Here is a 24,706-nt window from a genome sequence, read left to right on the forward strand (position 1 = left end):
CGGGAGCAATTGCATGACAGAAAACCGATACGACTACATCATTGTGGGCGCCGGATCCGCTGGTTGCGTACTTGCGAACCGACTCACCGAGGACGCCCGGCATAAGGTGCTGCTGCTGGAAACCGGCGGCAGCGACAAGAGCATCTTTATCCAGATGCCGACCGCGTTGTCGATTCCGATGAACACCAAGAAATTCGCCTGGCAGTTCGAAACCGAGCCTGAGCCGTTCCTGGACAACCGCCGCATGCACTGCCCCCGGGGCAAGGTGCTGGGTGGCTCGTCCTCGATCAACGGCATGGTCTATGTGCGCGGCCACGCCCGCGACTTTGACGAGTGGGAATCGGAAGGCGCCGAGGGCTGGAACTACCGGCAGGTGTTGCCGTACTTCAAGAAAGCCGAAACCTGGGCCTTTGGTGCCGACGACTACCGCGGTGGCACGGGGCCGCTCGGGGTCAACAACGGCAACAACATGCAGAACCCTCTGTATCAGGCGTTCGTGGATGCCGGTGTCGATGCCGGTTATTTCCCGACCAAGGATTACAACGGCGCCCAGCAGGAAGGTTTCGGGGCCATGCACATGACCGTGAAAAACGGCCGTCGCTGGTCCACAGCCAACGCTTATCTGCGCCCGGCCATGGATCGCCCGAACCTGACCGTGGTCACCCACGCCCTGGTGCATCAGGTGCTGCTCGACGGCAAAACCGCCACCGGTGTGCGCTACGAGCAGGGCGGCAAGGTGCACGAGGCGAAAGCGGTGGAGGAAGTGATTCTGTCCGCCGGCTCCATCGGCTCGCCCCACCTGCTGCAGTTGTCCGGTATCGGCCAGCGCGAGGTGTTGGAATCGGCCGGCATTGAGGTCAAGCACGAGCTGCCGGGCGTGGGTGAGAACCTGCAGGATCACCTGGAATTCTACTTCCAGTTCCGTTGTAACAAGCCGGTGTCGCTCAATGGCAAGCTGGACTGGTGGAACAAGCTGAAAATCGGCCTGCGCTGGATCCTGAAGAAAGACGGTCTGGGCGCAACCAACCACTTCGAGTCCTGCGGCTTTATCCGCTCCAAGGCCGGTGTCGAGTGGCCGGACCTGCAGTACCATTTCCTGCCGGCAGCCATGCGCTACGACGGCAAGGAAGCGTTTTCCGGTGATGGCTTCCAGCTGCACATCGGCCACAACAAGCCGAAGAGCCGTGGCTTTGTGCACGTGCAGTCGTCGGATCCGAAACAGGCCCCACGTATCCGGTTCAATTACCTGGAGCACGAGGCCGACCGGGAAGGTTTCCGGGACTGTGTGCGCCTGACCCGTGAGATCATCAACCAACCGGCCATGGACGAGTACCGCGGCCCGGAGATTCAGCCCGGAGCCGAGGTACAGAGCGACGAAGAAATCGATGCCTTTGTCCGGCAGGCGGTGGAAAGCGCCTATCACCTCGTGCACCTGCAAGATGGGCACGGACGAGCGTGCGGTGGTCGATCCGGACACCCGGGTACGCGGCATCAAGAACCTGCGGGTGGTGGATTCGTCCATTTTCCCGACCATACCCAACGGCAACCTGAACGGCCCCACCATCATGGTGGCCGAGCGGGCAGCCGACCTGATTCGGGGCAGGGAGCCCCTGCAACCGTCTGACGCGCCTGTCGTTATGGATGACCAGTGGCAGGACCGCCAGCGCCCGGGAGCCGCAAAGCGGGCTCTAAGCTAGCGCGGCCCGCGCGCTCCCACCCGGAGGTGCAATGCCTCCGGGGTTTTGCAAACCATCAGGATTTCCCTATCAGCGCGACGACTGTGCCAGTCGTTTTCTGGGCGCCAGATAGGCAAGTCCTGGCCCGTTTAAAAGTAACGCGGGGGTTTGTGTCCGATTCGAATGAGCAACAGCTTCAAAGTAGAGGAGGAACACCCATGCTGTTCACGATTAACAACAACCGAAAACGGAGGCCGTTATGACACTCTGGTTATCAACCGGTCTTATCTTCACCTTCGCGGCCATCGCGCTGATTCTGTACAAGTGGTGGGACATGGAGTGCATCGGCGTGACGCCGGTTCGCACGCTCACCTTCATTGCGATCCTGTTCACCTCCGGTCTGGATGTGGGTCTGATCATGTTTCCGCTGACCGAGTTCGGCGGCTACGGCAACGTTTCGGAAAACCCGGAATACGGCTTCGCCAATCCGTTGGCTATTGAGTTTGGCTTTTGGGCCTTTTTGATCTGGGGCTTTTATTTCCTGACCTGCTTCTACTTTGCGATCATCGAACCGCGGGTGAAGTTCTTCGAGATTCCGCTGGTGAAAGTGGTTAATAACGTGGTGATTATCGGTACCTGTGCCTTTACCGCCTACCTGCTGCTGGTGAACCTGCCCTGGTACCTGCCGCAGATCGGTGACGGTGAATCGGTGGTGCCCACGTTCTACGCCATTGTGTTTGCCTCCATCGGGCTGGCGGTCTATTCCAGCTCGAAGATCAAGTACGTGCGGATTCTGAGTCTGAGCTCCAGCGTGCTGTTCATTGCCCTGATTGCCGGCATGTGGGTGCGGGCCTTCGCCCTGGGCGACGGGTCGCCGGGGGATTTCCTGGGAACCGTGGGTATGTTGGGTGAATACTTCACCAATATTCACCATTTCGTGTTGCCGATTAACGACTACCACGAGTTCTACCTGTTCTGGTGGTTCGCCTGGAGCATCATGATTGGCCAGTTCACCGCTCGCTTTGTCAGTGGTATTAAAACCTGGCAGTTGCTGATTGCCATGCTGGTGGTGCCGTCCATCGCCATCGGGGTGTGGTTCTCGGTACTCTTCCATTACCACGACGAAGGCCTGCAGGTGGCGGCGATTACCAATCTCGCGATGATCACCGTGGGTGTTCTGATGGTGGTGAACTCGCTGGATTCGCTGATCCGGCTGTACACCGATAACCTGAACCTGACGGCCGAGCGTCTGGGTCGGTTCAACTACGTGCTGTTCAATCTGGTGGCGATGATTGGCCTGACCATGCTGTTCCAGCTCGACTTCCTGCGGATTCAGTGGGTCGGCGCGCTGGTGATCGCCCTGTACTTCGGCTGTTTCGCTACATTGTGGCGACAAAACGCAGCGAAGTGGCGGCCATCAAGAGCTCACCAGAAGAAAACATCCTGGATTACAATAAGGTCGAACTCGCCAACTGATCCGTTCAGGCGTTGTTCATGATGTTAAGAAAGCAGGCTGGCCGTTGGGGCCAGCCTGCTTTTTTTATGCCTGGGATATCTCTGAGCATGGTCTCTGTGCACGGGCGGGCTCAATCGCAGCCGGGCAACTGGTTGATCCAGTCCGCCACCAACTCGGCGCCCCGGTTATCCACCTGCAGGGAACTGATCGGCGGCATGCGATTGCTGTCCGTGACCACCATTCTCAGGTGCAGCAGCGAGTTGTCGGCGTCCCCGGGCTGCACCAGGCGTGCGCCAGTGCGGCCGAGATCTCCGTTGGCAGGCTCCACGCCGCAGGTCGCGGTGGCGCTCAGTGGCGTGGTGGCCCGTAAATCCATGGTGCTCTGGCTGGTGCCGCCCGGCCGGTGGCAGTGACTGCAATTGCTGTGCAGGTAGCTGCGGGCCCGGTCCTCGAGGGTGGCGCTGGTGTCGGAGCTCTGGCTCAGGCGCCGGCTGCGCTGGGCCGACGTTGCCGGTGTCTCGAAGACGCCGATGGCGGCCAGGGTGTCGAGCTGGTTGGCACTGATGCCGGTCTGCGGATAAGTGAATTGGCTGTTGAGCTGATCCGTTTCCAGGCCAAGACTGAAGCTGGCTGCTGAGGTGTGGCACTGGTTGCATTCGCCGGCCGAGGGGTAATGCCAGAGCTGGCCTCCCACATCCACGTCTTGGCCGCCGCTGACCAGTTGGGCATCGGTGCCGGCGTCGTCCCATTGGTAGCTGTAACCAGACCAGCTGCCGTCGGCGCCGTGAAGGTACAGGCGGGTTTCCACCAGGCTCTGTCCCAAGGCGAAGTGTTTGACCAGGACCGAGCCCCGAGGCAGCTGAAAATCGCCCTGGTTATCGATGCTGATGCTGGTGTTGTCGGGCAAGGCCAGATATCGGGTTTTCTCGGCGCCATCGGACCAGAAGGCTTCGATCGGGCGATAGGGGATGAGCCCGTCAGCCGGTTGCCAGGGCGCATTGGCCTTCACGCAGCCGGTGGCCGATAGCTGTTGCGGCAACTCGGTATCCACCGTTACCGGATCGATCCGGAACAGCCCGGTTGTGGTGACCAGATACAGTTCGCCCTGGTTGTCCTGGCCAAAGGAGGCGACATTGCGGCCCGTCTCCAGCAGGGTTCGGCGCTGGTAACTGTCATCGGACTGGCGCTCCAGGGCCAGAGCGTGCCAGAACCGTAATCCGAGAACAGGTAGGCGCCTTGCAACGCCGGTATGTTGCTGCCCCGGTAGACGAAGCCGCCGGTGACGGAGATGCCGTCTGAGCGGCCATAGGCGTGTACCGGGTCGATGAACGGGCCTGACGCACTGCAACTGTTGCTGGTGCGCTCAAATCCCTCGTAGCAGCGCCAGCCGTAGTTGCCGCCCTGAGTGATGAGGTCGATTTCTTCAAAAGCACTCTGGCCAACATCGCCGGCCCAGAGTGCACCGGTGCTGCGATCAAAGCTCCAGCGCCAGGGGTTGCGCAGGCCGTAGGCGTAAATTTCCGGGACCGAGCCAGAGACGCCGTTGCTGGCCGGGCTGCCATCGGCGTTGTAGCGAAGCATCTTGCCCAGCCGGGTCGACAGATCCTGGGCCCGGTTGCCGGGGTCGTTGCCGGAACCGCCGTCGCCCAGGCCCACGTACAGCAGACCGTCCGGGCCGAAGGCAATGTGGCCGCCGTTGTGATTGCTGAAAGGTTGCGACTGTTCCATCACGTTGGTCCGGTCGAGACCGCCGGCTCCGTCGCCACGCAGACTCAGGCCGTTGTCGGTGGATTCAAAGCGGGCGACGTAGGAGGTGACGCCGGGACCCTGAGTAAATGACAAGTACAGATAGCCGTTCGTAGCAAAGGCCGGATCGAACGCCATGCCCAACAAGCCGCATTCCGGGCAGTCGCTGAGCGGGTAGAAATCGGTCAGGTCCACCAGTTCGGTGCGGGTGTCGTTGGCGAGATTGACCCGGAACACGGTGCCACCCTGCTCAACAACGTAGAAAATACCCGCAAGGTCAGGGTGGGGCAGCATCAGTAGCGGGGCGGTAAACGTCAGGGACGGTGCAACAGCGGTCAGCTGTACCTCGCCCGAGCCCTCAAAGGCCAGGCAGGTGCTATTGCTGGGCCGCTCCAGCAGGCCAACAACGGTGTTATCAGAGTTACCGCCTGAACCGCCGCAGGCGGTGAGTAACAGGCAGAGGAGTAGAAGAAGGCCTGGTCGCATAGCCCGGTTCCTCTCGGCAGAGCGTTAAGTTTAGCCCATCGTCATTCCGTCACATGTTGAAGTTAGTATTTTCGTCTCCATAGACTTGGTGGCAGCCGCCTGAATTCCCGGTTTGGCCGCTTTTTGTCTGGAGGCTCTGTTGTTCCTCCACTAAAAATAGGCAATGCCTATCTTTGGGTTGGGAATTATTAATTTTATCCGGACGCGCTGGTCTCGTACTCTGGGCGCCGTTATCCAATAGAACCTTGAATCCACTAATGAGGAGTGTTCTTTAATGGGCATTATCAACAGCGAAATTAAGCCGTTTAACGCAACTGCCTTCAAACAGGGCGAGTTCGTCGACATCAGCGAAGCCGACGTGAAAGGCAAGTGGGCGATCTTCTTCTTCTACCCGGCCGACTTCACCTTCGTATGCCCGACCGAGCTGGGCGACGTTGCCGACAAGTACGAAGAACTGCAGAAGCTGGGCGTTGAAGTGTTCTCCGTGTCTACTGACACCCACTTCACCCACAAAGCGTGGCACAGCAGCTCCGACACCATCGGCAAGATCAACTACTACATGGTTGGCGACCAGAACGGTTCCATCACCAACAACTTCGGCGTAATGCGCGAAGGTCAGGGCCTGGCCGACCGTGCCACTTTCCTGATCGATCCGGATGGCGTCATCCAGGCGATGGAAATCACTGCTGAAGGTATCGGCCGTGACGCTGACGACCTGATGCGTAAAGTGAAGGCCGCCCAGTACGTGCGTAACCACCCGGGTGAAGTTTGCCCTGCGAAGTGGAAAGAAGGCGAAGAGACGCTGACTCCGTCACTGGACCTGGTCGGCAAGATCTAAGGTTCCCTGCTCAGGTGAAACCACAGATCAGGGCCTGCGTTGCAGGCCCGCGATTGAAAAACCCCGGTTTGACCGGGGTTTTTTGCGTCTGAACGGAAGGAAGTACCGACGGAAAAGACGGAGCAGCCGTTACAGTGCAGCCAGAATGGCTTCCGAGCTGGTGGTTTCCAGGCCCTTTTCATCGATGTTCAGCACTTCAACCACGCCATCGTTCACGATCATGGCGTAGCGCTGGCTGCGAATGCCCATCTGGCTTGCGGTCCGATCCTGGGTCAGACCAACTGCCTTGGCGAACTCAGCCAGGCCATCGGCGAGCATGACGATCTGCTCGGCGTTATGGGCCTTGCCCCAGGCATCCATCACGAAGGTGTCGTTGACCGAGGTGCAGATAATGCTATCGACGCCCTTGGCCTTCAGTTTATCGGCATCGACCACAAAGCCGGGCAGGTGCGCGGCGGAGCAGGTTGGGGTAAAGGCTCCGGGCACCGCAAACAGCACCACTCTCTTGCCGGCAAACAGGTCGCCGGTCTGTACTTTCTCCGGGCCGTTGCTGCCCATCACCTGCAGCTCAATGTTGGGTAACCGTTCGCCTGCCTGAATCGCCATATGCGTGCTCCGCTGATGGTGTTGATGAGAGTGTTATTGAATGGTTTGCTGTCATTACTCGCAGCTTTGGTATGGCTTACAGGTTGCTGCCGTAATCCACGCCGCGGGCTTTGAGCCGGTAAAACTCTTCCAGTACGCCGGCCATGGCGTCTGGGCAATAGGGTCGCAGGCCACCGAGCACCAGGCGCTTGGCAACCTGGCCGACCGGTTTGTGATCGGACAGTAGCCGGTACTCCAGGGTGACATTGCCACGCTTGCCGTTGGCGGCGAGTTGCGCGTCGTGCAGTTCCAGTTCCGGCTCGCTGGCATCCAGCGATCCAGCGCCAGGCTCATGCTTTCGTACATCACCATGGGACGATCGGGATTGAACATGACCCCATTCGATTCCATCAGTGGCTGAAGTGTATGCGGGAAATTCTTGCCGGAGGCTGAGACGTAGCAGCGGGTGAAGTTCTCGATCGTGGTTTCATCTCGGGTGCTCGCGCCGCTGCGAGTGACCTCCAGATAGACCTTGCCGTTGGCGTCGCAAAGCTCGATGCGGCCTTCCTCGGGTTCCCGGAATTCCAGCGCTACACCGTCGCCCAGCAGGCTTTTGAACTGGAAGGTCATGTTGGCAGAGAGACCGAAATGCGAAACCACGACCGCAAACAGCAGGTCACCGGGCACGCAGAACCGGCGGGCGTCGGGGTCGTGAATCGGATTGAAATCACCGGCAATCTCTTTGGCAAAACGGCTGGCCTGAAGCGCGGTGATGTGGATACGTCCTTGCTGTATCGAATGAAAACGATCTAGAAACATGTGCTGCCTATACTGTTCGCGGAGTGGGATGTGTCAAAGGAGCCCGCTGTCTACCCGTAATGATAGTTGAGTCCAATCAATACCAACATGCGCTATTCGTCCTAAAGTGAAGGCTTAGTAGTCAACGCAAACAAGGAGGTGGGAGTGCGGCCGACCTGTCCCTGGCACGAATTACCACAGCAGCAGGTCCTGGCCGAGTTCGACGTCAGCCCGGCTGGATTGACCGCTGCCGAAGCTGACCGGCGCCTGCACCAATATGGGATGAACGGCCTGCCGGAACCGCATCGGCCCGGGCGCATTGCCCGGTTTCTGCGCCAGTTCAACAACGTGCTGATCTACGTGCTGCTAGGTGCGGCGGTGATTACCACAACCCTCGGTCACCTGCTGGATACCGGTGTCATTCTCGCGGTGGTGTTAGCCAACGCCGTGATCGGCGAGATTCAGGAGGGCAAGGCGGAGAAGGCTATACAGGCGATCCGGAGCATTCTGGCCCTGCGCGCCACCGTGGTGCGTGACGGCCATCGCCTGACCATCGCCGGCGATCAGCTGGTGCCCGGTGACATCGTGCTGCTGGAGGCGGGCGACAAGGTCCCGGCCGATCTTCGCCTGCTGAAAGCCCACAATCTGTTCATACAGGAAGCGTTGCTCACCGGCGAGTCGATGCCCGTGGAGAAACAGACCGAGCCGGTTCCGGTCGGCCAGGCCCTTGGCGACCGCAGCTGCATGGCGTTCAGTGGCACGGCTGTTACCGCGGGCCAGGCCTCGGGCCTGGTAGTGGCTACCGGGCAGAATACGGAACTTGGCCGAATCCAGGGCCTGCTGGCGGGTGTCGAGCAGTTGACCACTCCGCTGGTCGCGCAAATGCGTCAGTTCGCGCGCTGGCTGACCTTGTTCATCCTGCTGATGGCAGCGGCCTGATGGCCTATGGTCACTGGCGGCTGGCCTACGATTTCGGCGCCCTCTTGATGGCCGTTGTCGGCTTGTCGGTGGCGGCCATTCCCGAAGGTCTGCCGGCCGTGCTGACCATCACCCTGGCCGTGGGCGTCCAGACCATGGCCAGCCGCAATGCCATTGTCCGCCGGCTGCCGGCGATCGAAACCCTCGGTGCGGTCTCGGTGATCTGCTCCGACAAGACCGGCACCCTGACTCGTAATGAGATGAGTGTGGTGACAGTGATCACCGCAGAACGATCATTCACCATCGAGGGCGAGGGCTATGGCCCGGATGGGGCGGTATTGGACGGGGATCGGGTTATCGAGCCTGACCGTTGTGAGGTACTGACCGAGATGGCGCAGGTTGCGGGTCTGTGCAACGACGCCGAACTCAAGCGCGAGGATGGCCGCTGGCGGGTGGAAGGGGACCCGATGGAGGGCGCACTATTGTCGTTTTCGGCCCGGGCTGGGCTGGATGCCGGCGACTTGCAGGGACACTGGCCCAGAACCGACGCCATTCCATTCGATACCAGCTATCGCTACATGGCGACACTGAACCACAACCATCAGAATCAGGCCCTCGTTTTGGTGAAGGGCGCGCCCGAGGTGGTTATGGAGCTGTGTGCGGTCCAGCGCTCTGAAACGCAGGCCCAGGCGCCATTGAATCAGCCTGGTGGCAGGAGCAGATTGGCGCCATTGCCGCATCCGGCCAGCGGGTGCTGGCGCTGGCGGCGCGGCCGGTGAAACCCACGCCCTTGAGGGTGTTCTTGGAGCCGGTCAGGAGCGCCACCCAGCGATAGAGCTTGCCCTGCTCGGCATCCGAGACCAGCAGCTTGATGCCGCTCTTGGCCGACATCTTGTTCAGGTCCTTGGCAATGCCGGATAGCGCCTGGGCGGCCATGACCCAGGGTACTGTCAAGGCGGCGGCTGGCACGGCCAGCATGGCCAGCGCCACGATCTGCAGCAACAGGCCCAGATTCATGGTGCGATTGAGCCCCATGCGCGCGCCCAGATAGCCGCCGAGCAGATTGGTGACCACTCCGAAGAATTCGTAGAAGACAAAGAGCAGGGCAATTTCCAGCGACGAGTACCCGAGCTGGTGGAAATGCAGCACCACCAGCATCCTCAGGGCGCCGTCGGTCAGGGTAAAGGTCCAGTAATTCCCGGTAATGACCAGATACTGTCGGATGGCGGCAGTCATGTCAGGCAGTGCCCACCCTGCGCATCAATTCGGCGGTGCGGTTGGCATAACCCCATTCGTTGTCGTACCAGGCGTAGATTTTGACCTGGGTGTCGTTGACCACCATGGTCGACAGCGCATCGATGATCGAGGAGCGGGGATCGGTCTGGTAGTCGATGGACACCAGCGGCCGTTCCTCGTAGCCAAGGATCCCGTCCAGTTCGCCCTCGGCGGCTTCTTTCAGCAATTGGTTTACGGTGTCCCGGTCCGTCGGCGTGTCGACTTCAAATACGCAGTCGGTCAGGGAGGCGTTGGTGAGGGGGACACGGACCGCGTGCCCGTCCAGCCGGCCCTTCAGCTCCGGAAAGATCTCGATGATCGCGGTGGCCGAGCCGGTGGTGGTCGGAATCAGGGAGCTGCCGCAGGCCCTGGCCCGGCGCAGGTCTTTGTGCGGGGCGTCGATGATGGTCTGGGTGTTGGTCAGGCTATGGATAGTGGTGATGGAGCCGTGCTTGATACCCAGTTTTTCATGGATCACCTTGACCACCGGAGCCAGACAGTTGGTGGTGCAGGACGCCGCGGTGACGATCCGGTCGGTGGCCGGGTCGAACAGGTGATCGTTCACCCCCAGTACCAGGTTCTTGGCACCGGCCTCTTTCACCGGAGCCGTAACCACCACCCGTTTGACGCCCTGGTCCAGGTAATCCTGCAGAACATCGACCTTCTTCATCACACCACTGGCTTCGATGACCACGTCACAAGCGGACCAGTCGGTCTCGGCGATGGTGCGGTTGTGGGTCACCCGGATACGGCGTTCGTCGATCACGATATGAGTACCGTCGACGCCGGCATCCCGATTCCAGCGCCCGTGGATACTGTCGAAGGTGAGCAGGTGGGCCAGTGTTCCGGCATCCGCGCCCGGGTCGTTAATGGCAACAAACTCAACGTCTGGCCAGTCCCAGGCGGCACGCAACGCCAGCCTGCCAATTCGGCCAAAGCCGTTAATACCTACTTTGATGGTGCTCATGTTCAGTGCCTCCTATCGCCCTGGGCCAGGGTTTTTGGTTTGTCAGGATGAGGTTGGCTGTGGAAACCAGTGTCGGGTCCGGTTAGCGAGGGCCACCAGCGATAACATAACCGGAACCTCCACCAGAACGCCGACCACGGTCGCCAGGGCCGCGCCCGAGGTCAGTCCAAACAGGCTGATGGCGACGGCCACCGCCAGTTCAAAAAAGTTTGAAGTACCGATCAGCCCGGCTGGCGCCGCAATGTTGTGCGGCAGCTTCAGTTTTCGGGCGGCCAGATAGGCGATGACGAAAATGCCGTAGCTCTGGATCAGCAGAGGTATCGCGATCAGCCCAATCGCGACCGGGTTGTCGAGGATGCGCTCGGCCTGAAGCCCGAACAGCAGGGCCACGGTCGCCAGCAACCCGAGCACGGTGGTCGGTTTGCTGTGGTGAAGCCAGTTTTCCAGCCGCTGCTTGCCCTGCCTTAGAAGATAGCGACGGGTCAGGACGCCGGCAATCAGGGGCGCTACCACGTACAGCAGGACTGACAGTAACAGCGTCTGCCAGGGTACGGTGATGGAGGACAGGCCCAGGAGCAACGCGGCAATCGGCGCAAACGCAAAGATCATGATGATGTCGTTCACCGACACCTGTACCAGGGTATAGGCAGCGTTGCCTCGGGTCAGCTGACTCCAAACGAACACCATGGCGGTGCAGGGTGCGACCCCAAGCAGAATCATCCCGGCGATGTATTCGGTGGCGGTGGCCGGATCAATCATTCCCGCGAACAACACCTTGAAGAACAACCAGCCGAGGGCGGCCATGGTGAAGGGTTTGATCAGCCAGTTCACCACCAGTGTCAGTACCAGCCCGCGCGGCTCGCGGCCTACCTGTCGAATCGCCGAAAAGTCGACCTGGACCATCATCGGGTAGATCATCGCCCAGATGAACACGGCGACGACCAGATTAACGTGTGCGTAGGTCAGGCTGGCTATGACTTCGAACCCGCCCGGGAACAGGCTGCCGGTGGTCATGCCCAGGAGAATGGCCAGGGCGACCCAGACACTGAGGTAACGTTCAAACAGACCCATTACGCGCCATCCGTATGGTTTGGGCGGGTTTTCTGGTTATTTACTCCAGCACTCATGTATATCCTTAAATCAGCATATGCTAAAAAGTGAATATACAATAACCGGCAATGAGTGGTCAGGCAAGTGCCTTGGGGTAATTGTCTATACTGCCTCTACCTGAGGGAAAGTTTGTTACCGGAGGTGTTATGAGTGATGACAAGGCGCTGGTTGCCAGCGAGACACCCTATTCCGTGCTGGTTGAGGCGGGCAAAAACTATCTGTGGTGCGCCTGTGGCCGAAGCCAAAGTCAGCCGTTTTGCGATGGGTCCCACAAGGGCACTGGATTCAGCCCGGTAAAATTCACCGCGGAAAAAAAGGAGTGGGTCTGGTTCTGCGGTTGCAAACAGACCGGTTCAGCGCCTTTGTGCGATGGCACCCACAAGACCCTGACTTAGGGCATTAATGCCAGGGGTGGGGCACGGCGCTGAGGCGAAAGCCGCTCAGGCCATGCACCGGATCGGTCAGTGCCAGGATCCGTAGCGTGACCTCGACGGTGCTCTCACCGTCGCCATGACGCAGCGGCACATCAATGCGTTCGATGGATTGGTCGGCGCGGGCGGCGCTCAATGCCCGTCTAAAATTCTCTCGGCAGTTAGCAACCATCAGTTTTTCAAAGGGTTGGCCGGCGAGATCGGCCGGTGCCCGTTCCAGCAAATCAGCGAGTTGCGGCGAAATAAAACCAATGTGGCCGGTTTCGTCGAGTTCACCAATGATCGCTCCGGACAGTGCCACCAGATCTCGGCTGCGTTGCTCACTGTCATCAAGAGCCCGGCGCAGGATGGTTTTCTCGACCTGTAGATTGTTGACTTGCTGGTCGAAGCCCGCTTCCCGAAGCTCCATTTCCCAGAGTTGTTTCGCCTTGGTGTGCAATCGGCGGCACTGAACCAATGCCAGCACGGTTGCCACCAGGGTCAGGCAGCCGCCAGCCATCCAGACGTTTCTGAGTGCGTTGTCGGAGGCGTGCTCTAGCAATGCCCGGGCTGGCACCGTGGTCAGCATCCAGCTGAAATTCTCCGAGCTGACTTCGGTACGCAGAGCCAGGGTGGGATCAATGGGGCCTTGGGTTCGAATCTGAAACAGCGGGCGCTTGGTGTGTCTGGCCAAGGTATCTACCCGGACACCAAGGCTGGGCGGCAGCGCATTGCTGAATACGGCTTGTAGCCAATCCCGGGTTGCTCGCTGCGCCAAAGCATCGTCGCTGACCCGCCCGGGGGCCCGGGCCAGCAAGAGATGAACCAGGGCCTGGTGTTCGGCTTGATAGTGAGCCTCGGCCAGTTGGCGGGCGCGGTGTGACTCCTGATGGGCGGTGAATGCCGTGGATGCCACGCCGACGATCAGAATGACCAATGGCACCCAAAGGCCTGGCCACAGGCGGTGCCAGCCCGATGGATGAGTTGATGTGCTGTCCATGCGCGTCTTCCCGAGTCATGGCAGTTGGATGCCACACTCCCTCAGTGATGTTCCTTCACTTTAGACCAGTCCGTGGTGGCTGGGAAACTCTCAGATTCGGGCTTTGCCGGCGGTGCCATAGACCAGTACGAAGGTCAGGAATGCGGTCACTACGGCGGAAGGGCCTGCTGGAGTGTCCAGGTACCAGGACAGGCTCAGGCCCCCGGTCACCGCGATAAAGCCAAACACCATCGCAAGCCCAACCATGTGTTCCGGGCCGTGAGCCAGGCGTCGTGCGGTAGCGGCAGGAATGATCAGCAGGGCCGTAATCAGCAGCACGCCAACGATTTTCATCGCCACCGCAATGACCACTGAGAACATGAGCACCAGAGTCAGGCGCAGACGCTCGACCGGCAGGCCTTCCACCTGGGCCAGCTCCGGGTGAATGGTACTCATCAGCAGCCCATGCCAGAGGGTGCCTAGTAAGGTCAGAATGACGGCGGCGCCGCCATAGATCCAGAATAGGTCAGCACGGCTCATAGCCAGCAGATCGCCAAACAACAGGCCGGTGAGGTCCACCCGGACGTCGGGCATGAAGCTGAGTGTGACCAGACCGATGGCCAGGGCGCTGTGAGCAAGAATCCCCAGAAGGGTGTCGGTGGCGAGGGCGCGGGTTCGGGAAAACAGCACCAGAGCGATGGCCAGTACCATGCAGGTCATCACCACGCCAACATGCAGGGGCACGCTGATCAGGAAACTCAGGGCAATACCGAGCAAGGCCGAGTGTGCCAGGGTATCGCCGAAGTAGGCCATCCGGCGCCAGACCACGAAACAGCCGAGGGGCCCGGCCACCAGGGCCACGCCCAGGCCACCGATCAGCGCCCGCCAGAAAAAGTCGTTAAGTATGGCGTCAATGATGGGCATGGCTGGAGCACTCCTGATGATCGGTAACCGACGAACCCGTCTCGCCTTCCACCACGTCGCCGTGAAGATCGTGGCGGTGATTGTGGTGGTGATGGTAGACCGCGAGGGATTCCGCCACCCGGGGGCCGAAGGTTTCGATAAAGGCTGGATCGTGGGAGATATCAGCCGGGTGGCCACTGCAGCAGATGTGCTGGTTCAGGCAGATGACCTTGTCAGTGGCGGCCATGACCAGGTGCAGATCGTGGGAAATCATGATGATGCCGCAGTTGAGTTCGTCACGAAGCTGGCGGATCAGCTCGTACAGCGCGGCTTGGCCGTTGATATCGACGCCCTGGGCCGGTTCGTCCAGTACCAGCAGATCAGGTTTACGGACCAGGGCCCGGGCCAGCAAAAGGCGTTGCTTTTCGCCCCCGGACAGGTGATGCACTGAGGCATCCAGCAGGTGGCCAACGCCGGTTTTCTGCAAAGCTGCCTGGCATTCCGGCAGTGTCCGTCCAGTCAGCATCATGAACCGTTTGACGCTCAGGGGCAGGGTCGATTCCAGGGCAAGTTGCTGGGGGACGTAACCGATCATCAGTTTGCGCGACAGGGTGACCTCACCGCTGGAGGCTTTCTGCAAGCCCAGTATGGCCCGTATGAGGGTGGTTTTCCCGGCGCCGTTGGGACCAATAATGGTAATGATATCGCCCCGGTGCACGGTCAGATTGACGCGATCGACCACCAGCCGGTCGTCAAATTCCACCGTGACCTGGTTCAGGGTTGCCAGTAATTCACTCATTGCCCCGCGCTCCTGTTTTACCTTCTTCACCCCGTTCGCTCTGGCAGCGTGGGCAGAGACCGGCGATCTCCAGGGTGACGTCATCCAGCGCGAAGGATTCGGCTTCAGCGGCGGCTTGATGGCCCCGGAAACCGACGGCGCGGTCATTTCCAGAACGTTGCCGCAGCCCTGGCAGATCAGAAACATACCAGTGTGGTGTTCACCCGCGTGGGTACAGCCAATAAAGGCATTGAGCGAGGCAATGCGATGCACCAGGCCATTCTGCTGCAGAAAATCCAGCGCCCGGTAAACCGTTGGCGGTGCGGCGTTGTGACCGTCTTCGGACAGCTCGGCCAGGACATCGTAGGCTCCAGTGGCTTGTGGGATTGCCAGATAAGCTCCAGGACCCGCTCCCGTGTGGGCGTCAGGCGAACGTTACGATCCTGGCAGATAGTGCGGGCGTCAGTGAGCGCCTGAGTGACACAGGTATCGTGATTGTGTGGGCGATAGGGCAATGCGCGGGCAGACATAGCGGGAATCCGAAAAAATTTGAAACATTATAACATTTCCGAAAATCCCCGCCATGGTACAGCAGGCTCAGGAGCGAGATTCGTTGGCCAGACCTTCAAGGTATTCCAGATTAGGGATCCAGGCGTTGTCGCCGTCGACCTCCACCTGCATCAGATCTGCCGGTCCGGCTTCGCCGTCCAGTTGTTTGATTTGGCTTTCAGTGAGGCGGGCCTGACTCGGAATACCCTGGGTGATCAGGGCAATGAACGGAAGCCGCTGGTGATGTTCGCCGATGGTGTTCAGCACCACGATGCGGCCCCTGTTGGCTGCCGGAACACTGAGGCTGCCGCCATTGGCAGCGTCGTAGGAAATCACTGGCAGTTGCAGTCCCCGCCAGTCCAGATAGCCCGCCAGCCATTCCGGTGCGTCGGTCCCGGCTGAGGAACTGGCGTAATCCACCACCTCGGCAATGGAGACGTTCGGCAGTAACAGTTGCCGTTTGCCCATGGGGATCATGACGCAGGAGAGTGTCTGGCTGTTGTCGTTCATTGCTTGTGTCCTCAGGCGGAGTCCCGTTTGTGCCGGCCTTTGAGCAGGCACGATTCTTCAATGGTTTTGACCAGCTCCCGGGCCAGCTCTTCCGGTGTGCCACTGAGCGTGGAACACCCGGTGGCGGCAACCGAATCCGGCATTGAGCTGTTACCGCAGCTGGTGTGCTCCTGCACCCAGATTCGGCTGCCGTAGGCTCTCAGCATGGGCGCAGCAATGGCGCCATCGTTGCCCATGCCGGAAAACAGGATAGCATGGCAGCGTGCCCCGTAATGGTCGGCGACGTTCAGCAGAACCTGATCGATGGAGGCCCATAAGGGCCGGGCCAGGGACTGCTCAATTCGGTCAGCGCCCCGGCCGCGTCCACTCGCCACTCGTGCTCCACCGGCATCAGCACCACATCGCCATTCTGAACCCGGTAGCCCTCTTCGGCTCGCTTCAGGGCGTAATGAGAGTGGCGACCAAGAACCCGGGTCAGTACGTCGGTGAAGTTGTTGTCGATGTGCTGGGCATAAATAAAACCAACGGGCAGGCCCGGTGGCAGGTGATCGAGAAACGACTTGACCGCCGAAGGCCCACCCAGCGAGGCGCCGAGAATCCAGATTTCCTCGGCAACAGAGCCTGGGACGGCGGGTGTTACCCAGTGCGGCAAGGTCGGCGGCGTAGCTATTGCCGGTACCTGAACATCCAGCTGTTCGATGCTGGCTTCGGAATCCAGCTCTTCAAGATCGCCCAGCTGACCTTCCAGCTTGCTCAACAATCGGCGTTCCCACCGGAAGTAATCGGTGCCGCCGGGCTTGGGCGCCGGATCCAGGCCAAACAGCACCGGTGCTTCGGTATTCTCCAGCAGATGATCAAACAGCGCCGGGTGATCAGCTTCGTCTTCCAGCGTCACCAGCCAGAGGCCGGCCGCCGGAAATTTAGGATAACCCAGCAGGCGCTCCGGATCCCCGGAGAAACAGACATCAAGACCCACCTTGGCCGTCGCGGCCTGTAGCCGATGCCGCTGTAGCACAATATCCGAGACAATCCCGACTCTGGGCCGGCCACACTGGCCGGTCATCACTGGTTACCGGTCAGCCGTTTGATGGTCTCAAGCAGCTCGGTTTCCTGGAACGGCTTGCCCAGATATGCGTTGACGCCGATGGCCATGGCCCGCTCCCGGTGTTTCTCGCCGGTCCGGGATGTGATCATGCAGATCGGGGTCTCCCGCAGGTTGTCGTCGTGGCGAACAAAGCTGGCTACTTCGAAACCATCCATCCGAGGCATTTCGATATCCAGCAGGATGACGTCCGGCTTGTGGTCCTGCAATTGCGCCACCGCATCCAGCCGTCTTTCGCCAGCACCACTTCCATGCCGTTTCGTTCCAGCAGGCGCGAGGTGACCTTACGCACCGTAACCGAGTCATCTACCACCATGACGGTAGTAACCTGCTCTTCGTAGCGTGCCGCTTCACGGGCTTTCTCAAGGCTGGCCAGGCGCTGGCGTTCGGACAGGATGTCGGAACGAATCATCGCTGGCAGGTCGAGGATCACCACCACGTTACCGTCACCAAGAATGGTCGCACCGGATACGCCCCTGACTGAACTGAACTGGGGGCCGAGGGACTTAACGACAATCTCCCGGCTACCCATCAGGTTATCTACCTGCAGGGCCATCGGCTGTTCTGCGCCGCGTACCAGAATCACCGGCAACGGCAGGGCCTGACCCTGGAGTTTCGGCTGGTGATCACTGTTCAGCAGGTTGCCCAGGTACTGCAGTCGGTACTCCTGACCGGCGTACTCGTACATCGGCGCGTCTGGCTTGTAGTATTCCTCCAGCTCGTAGGTGCTGACCCGCACAATGCCCTCGATGGTATTGAGAGGGATGGCGTAGAAGTCTTCACCGGTCGATACCATCAGGGCGCGGTTGACCGAGACTGTGAACGGCAGGCGCACAGTAAAGGTGGTGCCTCGGCCGAGCGCGGAATCGATGTCCAGACTGCCGCCAAGCTGTTTGATTTCACTGGCGACCACATCCATGCCGACACCGCGGCCGGAAATCTGGGTCACCTGCTGGGCAGTGGAGAAACCGGGTTGCAGGATGAACTGCAGGATTTCTCGCTCGGTGAGGTCTTCATCCGCACGCATCATATTCTGGCGGATCGCCTTGTCGCGAATAACATCGGACGGAATGCCCTTGCCGTCGTCCATCATCCGCAGCACCACGTCACCGCCTTCACGGGTCAGTGACAACACCACTTCACCGGTTTCCGGCTTGCCGTGGGTCTTCCGATCCGCCGGCGTCTCAATGCCGTGGTCGAGTGCATTCCGGAGCATGTGCTCCAGCGGTGCAATCATCCGTTCGAGGATGTTGCGGTCCATTTCGCCTTCGGCGTTGCGGACATCAAAGTCCACTTTCTTACCGAGCTCACCGCTGATCTGGCGAACAATACGTCGCAGGCGCGGCACCATCGAGGCAAACGGAATCATGCGGGTCTTCATCAGACCTTCCTGCAGTTCCGTGTTGATCCGCGACTGTTGCACCAGCAGGGTTTCGGTATCACGAACCCGGTCGGACAGGGTCTCGCGTAGGTCGGCAAGGTCCGATGAGGATTCGGTCAGGGCCCGGGACAGCTGCTGGATCGACGAGTAACGGTCCATCTCCAGCGGGTCGAAGTCATCGCCGTAGTCCGGGCCGTGCTCTTTCTCGGCACTGAACAGGATCTGGGCTTCGGTCTCGATCTCCATGCGGCGCAGCTGCTCGCGCAGACGCTCGATGGTGGCCGCCATTTCGTCCAGGGTGTGGCCGAAGTCACTGGTCTGGGTTTCCAGGCGGCCGCGGGTAATACTGGTTTCGCCCGCCAGGTTGACCAACTCGTCCAGCAGAGGCGCGGAAACCCGGATGGTTTCCTGGGCCGCACGCTGACTGTCGGCGGCCTTTTTGAGGGCTTTCGCCCGCGGCTTCGCTGACGGTTTGGCGGGCTTGGGCAGGTTCGCATCCGATGCCTTGGCTTCGGCTTCCGTCGCCAGCGGCTGTGTGCTTGGGGGCGGTGTCGGGGCCGATTCCGGGGCTGACTCGGGTGCCGGTGTTGGCTCCGGTGCAGTATCGCCGGATTCGAAACGTTTCCGGATGTCAGCCACCATGGCGATGATGGCGTCGTGATCCTGGGTAATGCTCTGCCACTGGCTTTCGTCCGGGGCATTGCCACCCAGATCAATCAGCCGGGTCTCCAGGCCGTGGGCCTTATCACCCAGCTGCGCCAGTTGTGACAGGCGGGCGCCACCTTTCAATGTGTGCAGCGCGCGCTGGGCTTCCTGGTTGAAGGTATGGTTGGACGGCTCTTTGTGCCAGTCGTCCAGCAGCTGCTCAAGCTGATCCATGATTTCGCCGGCTTCTTCCAGGAAGATTTCCAGAACTTCCGGGTCTACCTGCTGCTGAGCCTCCGTCAGCTCGGACTGAGCCGCTCCGGTGTCGGCTGCTGCTACATCATGGGCAGTGCGCAGAGCTTCGATCAGTGCGTTGTCAGCTTCTGGCTGCTGGCCATCCTCCAGATTGGTGAGCATGGCCTTTAGCGAATCCAGAGCGCGACCACTCAGTGCTAGCAGGGCCTGTTGATTGTTGGAACCGGCAATCAGCGGGTCCAACGCGTCGGCCCAGGCCTCGGCCAGGTCCGCGATCGGATCGACGTCTGAGAGTCGCGCACCACCTTTCAGAGTGTGCAGTTCCTGCTGCAACTGGGTCACACCGGACAGCTCGTCCGGCTCATCGCGCCACTGGGCAAGGCACTCGCCGATGGCGCTGTGGATCTCCAGACCTTCGTCCAGGAAGATGCCAATCAGGTCGTCGTCATTGGCGTTGGCCAGAGGTTCAGTAATGGCGGTCAGTTCTTCCGCTTCGGTTTCTGGCTCGGGTTCCGCCGGGGCCTGCTCGGCCTCAATTTCGTGCTCATCGGTGTCGTAGTCGGACACCTCGGGCTCAGGCTCCGCCGGTGCTGGCTCTCCGGCTAGCGGCTCGCCGCGCAGGATTGCCTGAACCTTGGCCACCAGCTCATCCGCTGGCGGGCAGGGCTTCTGGGTGGCGACTTGCTCAACCATCTGCGCCAGCCGGTCGTGGCAGGCAAACAGCAGGTCATTCATGTCGTCGCTGGCATCAAGCTGTCCTTCGGCCACTTTCTCGAACAGGTCTTCAAGAACGTGGGTCAGGTCGCCAATAGCCTCGACGCCGGCCATGCGTGCGCCGCCTTTCAGGGTATGCACATCGCGCTGTAGTTCTGCGGCTACGGTCCGATTGGACGGGTCTTCGCTCCAGGTGTGCATTGCACTGCCCGTGGAGTTGATCAGGTCGTAGGCTTCTTCCAGGAAGATGCCCACCAATTCCGGGTCCAGGTGAGACAGATCGGTAACATTGTCTTCGGAAGTGAGGTCCTCGCTGGATGCTGGTTCCTCGTGCTCTTCAAGATCCGGAACCGGCAACGCGTCGTCTTCCGCTGGCGTATCAGATGCCGCGCTGACGTCGGTAACCGGGCGGGAACCGTCGGCGTTGTCCATGTAAGCCTGGATTTCACCGATCAGATCCGGGGCCGGCCGTGGTGTTTCTGAGGCTTCCAGTGCCTCGACCATGCCGGCAAGGCGATCGTGGGCCCGGAACAACAGGTCGGACAGGTCGTCATTGACCGACAGCCGCTGCTCAGTCAGGCCCTCAAACAGCGTTTCCAGTTCGTGGGACAGGTCGCCGATGGATGGGATATCAGCCAGGCGTGAGCCGCCTTTCAGGGTATGCAGATCCCGCTGCAGCAATCGCAGCAAATCCAGGTTGTGGGTGCTTTCGCTCCAGTTTTGCAGCGCGTCCGCCGTGCTGTCGATGAGGTCGCGGGCTTCTTCAAGGAAAATCTCCGCGAGCTCCTGATCCATCTCGTCGTCGGATTCATCGACATCGGAAGGTGCAGTCGCTTCGTTGGCTTCCTGAGCGCATCAGCCTCCGGGGCAGCCGGCTCGATCTCTTCGAGATCCAGACCAAGATCGATGGCTTCCAGGTCTTCGGTGAATTCCTGGTTGATGGCATCGGCCTGTTCACCGGCCTGGTCGATTTCAGCCCGATCCTGAATCAGAGTTTCCAGGCGTGCCAGGATGTTGTCGCTGGATTCGGTCGAAAGTCCCGCGGCAACCTGATCCATGGTGTTGATCAGCTGTTCGTGGGCATCGCGCACGGTCTCAATAAAGGCTTCATCCGGCTCGGTCTGCTCGGAGGCGGCAGCCTTGTCATAGGCTTCCTTGAGCGCGCCCGAGAGCGACGAGACGTCGTGCAGGCCCGCGTCTGCGGCACCTTCGGTCAGTTGTTCCAGTTCCGACCGCAAGGTATTCAGCGACTCGGTTTCTTGAGGGTTGCTGGCCCACTGGTCGAGAATCTGGTCGGCATCCAGAACGATGTCCAGACCCTCGTTCAGGAAAAGCTGCACCAGCTGTGATGGAGCCTCCTGTGCCGGAACGTCGCTACTGGCGTCACGGGGACGGTGCAGGTTCTCGTGGGAAAGCCGGTCCAGTTTCTCCAGGAACGCGTCGGTGCCCGGCAGCGGCGCCTGAGGATTGATCCGGATCTGGGCCAGGCCTTCGGTCAGGAAGCTGCAGGCATCCGCGATGCAGGACACCACGTCGCGGTCCGCGCGTTTGTTCTGGGCCCGGGATTCCTTGACGAAACGCTCAAGCGGGGTGATTACTGCGGCAATCGGCGCAATGCCCGCTGTATGGGCGCTGCCCTTGAGGGTGTGCAGGGCCCGGGAAAGATCATCGGTGTAGGAAACGGAAGTCTTGTCACCCGCTGCTGCAAGGTAATCCTTGAGCGTTTGCAGGTGGGTCTCGGTTTCGCTCTCGAAGATATCGAGCAGGACCGGGTCGACCTCGGCGTCATTGCGGCTGGCTTCCGTCGTGTCAGTACTATCGGCAGGCTCAACCTCGGTCTCGGAGGTGGGCATGCTGCTGGCATCGGGAATTTCACCGTTGCCCAGGGCATGAGCGCGAGCCTGAAGTCCGCTGGTATCGTTGCTTGGCGCCCGGCGTTTTTCGAAATCTTCAACCAGGGCCGGCAAGGCAGCAGTGACTTCTTCAAGCAGACCGGCAACGTCATCATTCATGAAAATGCTGCCGTCGATCACGCGGTTCAGCATGTTCTCCACTGACCAGGCCAATTCACCCACAACCAGCGCACCGACCATCCGTCCGCTGCCCTTAAGGGTGTGGAACGCCCGGCGAACTTCCGACAGCGCGGTACGGTCATCGTGCTGGCGCAGCAGCATCGGCAGGTATTCGCGAACGGTGTCCAAAACCTCGCCGGCTTCTTCGATGAAAATCTCAAGGATTTCATCATCGATCAGATCATCGTCGTCGGCGAAAGCTGCGGCTACCGGCGCTTCGCCGGCTGGCTCGGGTGCTGGTGTTGCGGTGTCTTCCGTTTCAGCTGGCTGCTCCTGCTCAGCCGGGGCTTCGGCTTCGCCGCTATCTTTCGTGCTTTCTTCGGTGCTGTCTTCGGTGTTCTGCTCGGTGCGGCGGGTGGTGGCCATCGCTTCGGCACGCTGAATCAGTTCATCAACGTCGCCGGTGGCCTGGCCGTCCCGGAATTCATTGATTAGCGACGGAATTCGAGTGTTAACCTCATCGATCAGGGAAAACATCTCGTCCGTGGGTTTGATGGTCCGATCAATGACCCGGTTCAGCAGGTTTTCCACCGACCAGGCCAGTTCCCCCAGGCTGGTGGCGCCAACCAGGCGGCCACTTCCCTTGAGAGTATGATAGGCGCGGCGCACTTCGGTCAGTGCGGCGTGGTCGTCATGATGCTGGCGCAGCTGCGGGTAGTATTCGTGAATGGTATCGAGGACCTCTTCGGCTTCTTCGATAAAGATGCCAAGGATCTCGTCGTCCAGCAGTTCATGATCCGACGACTTCGTGGTCTCTGGCGCGGCAGAGACCACGTCTTCTTCCGAGGCTTCCATGACCGGTATTGAGTCGTCGGCGTTGGCTTCGGACCAGGTCGGATCGGCGCCGACCGGGAAGCCAAGCGATGCCAGGCTGTCTTCGGCAACTTTCAGGATGGTTTCGTTCTCGCCAATGCCTTCAGCCAGACGCTCCAGATAGTATTCGATGCTGGTAACGGCGTCGGCCAGGGTGTCGAGTTCCTTCCAGTCAGGTACCTGTTTGCCACTGAGCAGCACGTCGGTAATGTAGCGCTCGGCTGAGGCCAGCATGTCGGCAACGCGGTTGAGCGGAATCAGGCCAAGGCCGCCCCGAATGCTGTGCAGCAGCCCGGGCACGTGCTCGATTTCCCGGGTATCCCACTGGGAAGCAATGAAATTGACAATAGCTGTCTTGACTTGCTCAAGGGTATTTCGGGACTCGCGCAGCAGTGCGCCGTTGGCTTCGCCAAGCTCTCGCGTACCCAGATTAACCGTTTGGTCTACGTCATTGTCGGTGTCGTCGTCAGACTGGCCGTCGCTGTCGAGGCCAGCCAGACTGGCTTCGATGTAGAGCAGGGCGCCGGCAATATCCATCATGGTGCCGTCGTCGACGGGCTCCATTTGGTTGCTCAACTTGTTGACCAGTTCGATCTGTTCGGTGACGACCTTGCGGGGAATGCCCAGACCCAACACGGCCAGGGTGTTCGCTACCTGGCGAAGACCGGGGAGCAGATCTTCCAGCTCGGTGTTCTGGCGCTGTTCGGCGCGAACAAACAGGTCAAGCTGGTCCTTGAGCTTGGTCAGCTCTTCATTAAGGGCGCTAACCACCGAGTGGATTGCTTCGCGGCCCGGGCCGGAAACGCGGCTGCGGGCGGCGTCTACGTCGTCCTCAGAAGGCAGGGCCTGGTCCAGCTGGTACTCAGATCGCAGACTCTGGACCTGGGGTGCTTCCAGATCCCGGGCCCGGGCGACGTAATAAAGAAGGTGCTTCAGCAGCGCCTCAGGCGCCGGCTGTTGCAGGATGTCGGCGTGTTCATCGGTGAGTCGACGAATTTCGCTGTCCAGTTCCCGCAGCAGGGATTTAACCGCAGCGTTGACCGGGTTTACGCGTGCCTGCAGGGTCTCAACAAAGGCACTGGCTGCTTTCCAGAGTTCGCCCCGTGGCGTTTTCTGGCACAGGCGGATAAGGCGCTGGATGACCTTTTGCATGTAATCGAAATGGGCTGCCAGATCGTCTTCGCGGATTACGGCGGCCAGGGCAAACTGGTACATCTGGCGCAGTTTGCGGATATGACCCAGGACCTTCGGATCCTGCAGGCGCTGGGATACCTTGCCAGTGACTCGCATGTGCGAGCGACTCAGATCGGGTTTGAACAGGGATGTGTCTGACAGCAGGGCTTCGCCGCGCGCAGCCCGAAGGTCGTTCAGCAGGGGCAGCAGCACCATTGGGAAATCGTCCCGGCTGCTGGCCAGGTGATCCAGATACTGGGGCAGCTGGAGGATCGCCTGCATCAGCACTTCGACGGCCTCGTCGACATTGGCGACGGTGTCGTTCAGCACGGCCTGGGTGAGCTTCTCCATCTCTTCGGTCAGCAGAGCTGCGCCGAAAAGTTCAACCATCTGCAGGGTGCCATGCACCTGATGAAGATAATTCAGGCAGAAGCGCAGGCGCGCGGTGTCGTCTCGGTTTTCGACATACGCTTCCAGTGCATACTGACCCTGGGTCAGCGTGTCCTGTATCTCGCCCCGAACCCAGTCGAGGGCGATGCTGTCATGGTGATTGCCCATAACCACTCC

Annotated in this window: 15 protein-coding genes and 5 pseudogenes; 6 read left to right on the forward strand and 14 right to left on the reverse strand. The window is 60.3% G+C overall.

Annotated elements, in window-relative coordinates; all coding sequences use genetic code 11:
• The first annotated feature begins 13 nt into the window (after positions 1 to 13).
• A pseudogene (gene betA / locus AU14_RS15110) lies at positions 14 to 1,697 on the forward strand (choline dehydrogenase).
• Positions 1,698 to 1,935: 238 nt separating this feature from the next.
• Positions 1,936 to 3,174, forward strand: coding sequence for a BCCT family transporter (locus AU14_RS15115; RefSeq protein ID WP_236744128.1), 1,239 nt, complete (start codon positions 1,936 to 1,938; stop codon positions 3,172 to 3,174).
• 88 nt (positions 3,175 to 3,262) lie between these two features.
• Here AU14_RS15115 and AU14_RS18750 read toward each other — a convergent pair whose 3' ends face one another.
• Together AU14_RS18750 and AU14_RS15120 are read right to left on the reverse strand one after the other, a co-directional pair.
• Positions 3,263 to 4,183 (reverse strand): hypothetical protein, encoded by a 921-nt coding sequence (locus AU14_RS18750; RefSeq protein ID WP_052472076.1) that lies wholly within the window; start codon positions 4,181 to 4,183, stop codon positions 3,263 to 3,265.
• A gap of 2 nt (positions 4,184 to 4,185) precedes the next feature.
• Positions 4,186 to 5,364, reverse strand: coding sequence for a PQQ-dependent sugar dehydrogenase (locus tag AU14_RS15120; protein ID WP_052472077.1), 1,179 nt, complete (start codon positions 5,362 to 5,364; stop codon positions 4,186 to 4,188).
• 274 nt (positions 5,365 to 5,638) lie between these two features.
• Here AU14_RS15120 and ahpC point away from each other — a divergent pair, with 274 nt between their 5' ends.
• Entirely contained in the window at positions 5,639 to 6,202 is a 564-nt protein-coding gene (gene ahpC / locus AU14_RS15125; protein ID WP_041342138.1) for an alkyl hydroperoxide reductase subunit C, read from the forward strand.
• 129 nt (positions 6,203 to 6,331) lie between these two features.
• Here ahpC and AU14_RS15130 read toward each other — a convergent pair whose 3' ends face one another.
• Positions 6,332 to 6,808 carry a peroxiredoxin gene (locus AU14_RS15130; protein ID WP_041342141.1) on the reverse strand — a complete coding sequence of 159 codons (477 nt, stop codon included), beginning with the start codon at positions 6,806 to 6,808 and terminating at the stop codon, positions 6,332 to 6,334.
• Between the two features lie 54 nt (positions 6,809 to 6,862).
• Positions 6,863 to 7,606 (reverse strand): DUF3581 family protein, encoded by a 744-nt coding sequence (locus tag AU14_RS23960; RefSeq protein WP_456237725.1) that lies wholly within the window; start codon positions 7,604 to 7,606, stop codon positions 6,863 to 6,865.
• A gap of 144 nt (positions 7,607 to 7,750) precedes the next feature.
• Between AU14_RS23960 and AU14_RS19910 the strand changes: the two genes are divergently transcribed.
• Positions 7,751 to 8,524 (forward strand): HAD-IC family P-type ATPase, encoded by a 774-nt coding sequence (locus tag AU14_RS19910; RefSeq protein WP_052472078.1) that lies wholly within the window; start codon positions 7,751 to 7,753, stop codon positions 8,522 to 8,524.
• A gap of 47 nt (positions 8,525 to 8,571) precedes the next feature.
• Complete coding sequence (locus AU14_RS22995; RefSeq protein WP_407942860.1) at positions 8,572 to 9,282, forward strand: HAD-IC family P-type ATPase; 711 nt, start codon at positions 8,572 to 8,574, stop codon at positions 9,280 to 9,282.
• Here the strand turns inward: AU14_RS22995 and AU14_RS19170 are convergent.
• From AU14_RS19170 to arsB, 3 genes and pseudogenes are all read right to left on the reverse strand, one after another.
• Positions 9,281 to 9,739, reverse strand: a pseudogene (locus AU14_RS19170) (MFS transporter); the annotation flags it as partial. The gene AU14_RS22995 and the pseudogene AU14_RS19170 overlap by 2 nt on opposite strands.
• A 1-nt stretch (position 9,740) precedes the next feature.
• Positions 9,741 to 10,745, reverse strand: a complete 1,005-nt coding sequence (locus tag AU14_RS15150; RefSeq protein WP_041342145.1) for an ArsJ-associated glyceraldehyde-3-phosphate dehydrogenase — start codon at positions 10,743 to 10,745, stop codon at positions 9,741 to 9,743.
• 42 nt (positions 10,746 to 10,787) lie between these two features.
• Complete coding sequence (gene arsB / locus AU14_RS15155; RefSeq protein WP_041342148.1) at positions 10,788 to 11,816, reverse strand: ACR3 family arsenite efflux transporter; 1,029 nt, start codon at positions 11,814 to 11,816, stop codon at positions 10,788 to 10,790.
• Positions 11,817 to 12,001: 185 nt separating this feature from the next.
• Between arsB and AU14_RS15160 the strand changes: the two genes are divergently transcribed.
• Positions 12,002 to 12,250: a CDGSH iron-sulfur domain-containing protein gene (locus AU14_RS15160; protein WP_041342151.1), complete on the forward strand. Its 249-nt coding sequence runs from the start codon at positions 12,002 to 12,004 to the stop codon at positions 12,248 to 12,250.
• Positions 12,251 to 12,254: 4 nt separating this feature from the next.
• On the opposite strand, the gene AU14_RS15165 is transcribed toward AU14_RS15160, so the two are convergent.
• From AU14_RS15165 to AU14_RS24060, 7 genes and pseudogenes are all read right to left on the reverse strand, one after another.
• Positions 12,255 to 13,265 carry a PAS domain-containing protein gene (locus AU14_RS15165; protein WP_041342154.1) on the reverse strand — a complete coding sequence of 337 codons (1,011 nt, stop codon included), beginning with the start codon at positions 13,263 to 13,265 and terminating at the stop codon, positions 12,255 to 12,257.
• Positions 13,266 to 13,355: 90 nt separating this feature from the next.
• Positions 13,356 to 14,168 (reverse strand): metal ABC transporter permease, encoded by an 813-nt coding sequence (locus AU14_RS15170; protein ID WP_041342156.1) that lies wholly within the window; start codon positions 14,166 to 14,168, stop codon positions 13,356 to 13,358.
• Positions 14,155 to 14,946 (reverse strand): zinc ABC transporter ATP-binding protein ZnuC, encoded by a 792-nt coding sequence (gene znuC, locus AU14_RS15175; RefSeq protein ID WP_041344041.1) that lies wholly within the window; start codon positions 14,944 to 14,946, stop codon positions 14,155 to 14,157. Before znuC ends, AU14_RS15170 begins: the two co-directional genes overlap by 14 nt.
• Positions 14,939 to 15,455 (reverse strand): annotated as a pseudogene (locus tag AU14_RS19175) (Fur family transcriptional regulator). The gene znuC and the pseudogene AU14_RS19175 overlap by 8 nt, the downstream one beginning before the upstream one ends.
• A 67-nt stretch (positions 15,456 to 15,522) precedes the next feature.
• Positions 15,523 to 15,984 carry a chemotaxis protein CheW gene (locus tag AU14_RS15180; RefSeq protein ID WP_041342159.1) on the reverse strand — a complete coding sequence of 154 codons (462 nt, stop codon included), beginning with the start codon at positions 15,982 to 15,984 and terminating at the stop codon, positions 15,523 to 15,525.
• Positions 15,985 to 15,995: 11 nt separating this feature from the next.
• Positions 15,996 to 17,047 (reverse strand): annotated as a pseudogene (locus AU14_RS15185) (chemotaxis protein CheB).
• A pseudogene (locus AU14_RS24060) lies at positions 17,047 to 24,697 on the reverse strand (Hpt domain-containing protein). Before AU14_RS24060 ends, AU14_RS15185 begins: the two co-directional pseudogenes overlap by 1 nt.
• Between the last annotated feature and the right edge of the window lie 9 nt (positions 24,698 to 24,706).

The organism is Marinobacter similis (genome assembly GCF_000830985.1).
GTDB classification, from domain to species: Bacteria; Pseudomonadota; Gammaproteobacteria; order Pseudomonadales; family Oleiphilaceae; genus Marinobacter; species Marinobacter similis.

Coding starts and splice junctions, on each gene's coding strand:
- AU14_RS15115 (WP_236744128.1), top strand. CDS start 1,936: ATGACACTCTGGTTATCAACCGGTCTTATCTTCACCTTCGCGGCCATC.
- AU14_RS15120 (WP_052472077.1), bottom strand. CDS start 5,364: ATGCGACCAGGCCTTCTTCTACTCCTCTGCCTGTTACTCACCGCCTGC.
- ahpC (WP_041342138.1), top strand. CDS start 5,639: ATGGGCATTATCAACAGCGAAATTAAGCCGTTTAACGCAACTGCCTTC.
- AU14_RS15130 (WP_041342141.1), bottom strand. CDS start 6,808: ATGGCGATTCAGGCAGGCGAACGGTTACCCAACATTGAGCTGCAGGTG.
- AU14_RS23960 (WP_456237725.1), bottom strand. CDS start 7,606: ATGTTTCTAGATCGTTTTCATTCGATACAGCAAGGACGTATCCACATC.
- AU14_RS22995 (WP_407942860.1), top strand. CDS start 8,572: ATGGCCGTTGTCGGCTTGTCGGTGGCGGCCATTCCCGAAGGTCTGCCG.
- AU14_RS15150 (WP_041342145.1), bottom strand. CDS start 10,745: ATGAGCACCATCAAAGTAGGTATTAACGGCTTTGGCCGAATTGGCAGG.
- arsB (WP_041342148.1), bottom strand. CDS start 11,816: ATGGGTCTGTTTGAACGTTACCTCAGTGTCTGGGTCGCCCTGGCCATT.
- AU14_RS15160 (WP_041342151.1), top strand. CDS start 12,002: ATGAGTGATGACAAGGCGCTGGTTGCCAGCGAGACACCCTATTCCGTG.
- AU14_RS15165 (WP_041342154.1), bottom strand. CDS start 13,265: ATGGACAGCACATCAACTCATCCATCGGGCTGGCACCGCCTGTGGCCA.
- AU14_RS15170 (WP_041342156.1), bottom strand. CDS start 14,168: ATGCCCATCATTGACGCCATACTTAACGACTTTTTCTGGCGGGCGCTG.
- znuC (WP_041344041.1), bottom strand. CDS start 14,946: ATGAGTGAATTACTGGCAACCCTGAACCAGGTCACGGTGGAATTTGAC.
- AU14_RS15180 (WP_041342159.1), bottom strand. CDS start 15,984: ATGAACGACAACAGCCAGACACTCTCCTGCGTCATGATCCCCATGGGC.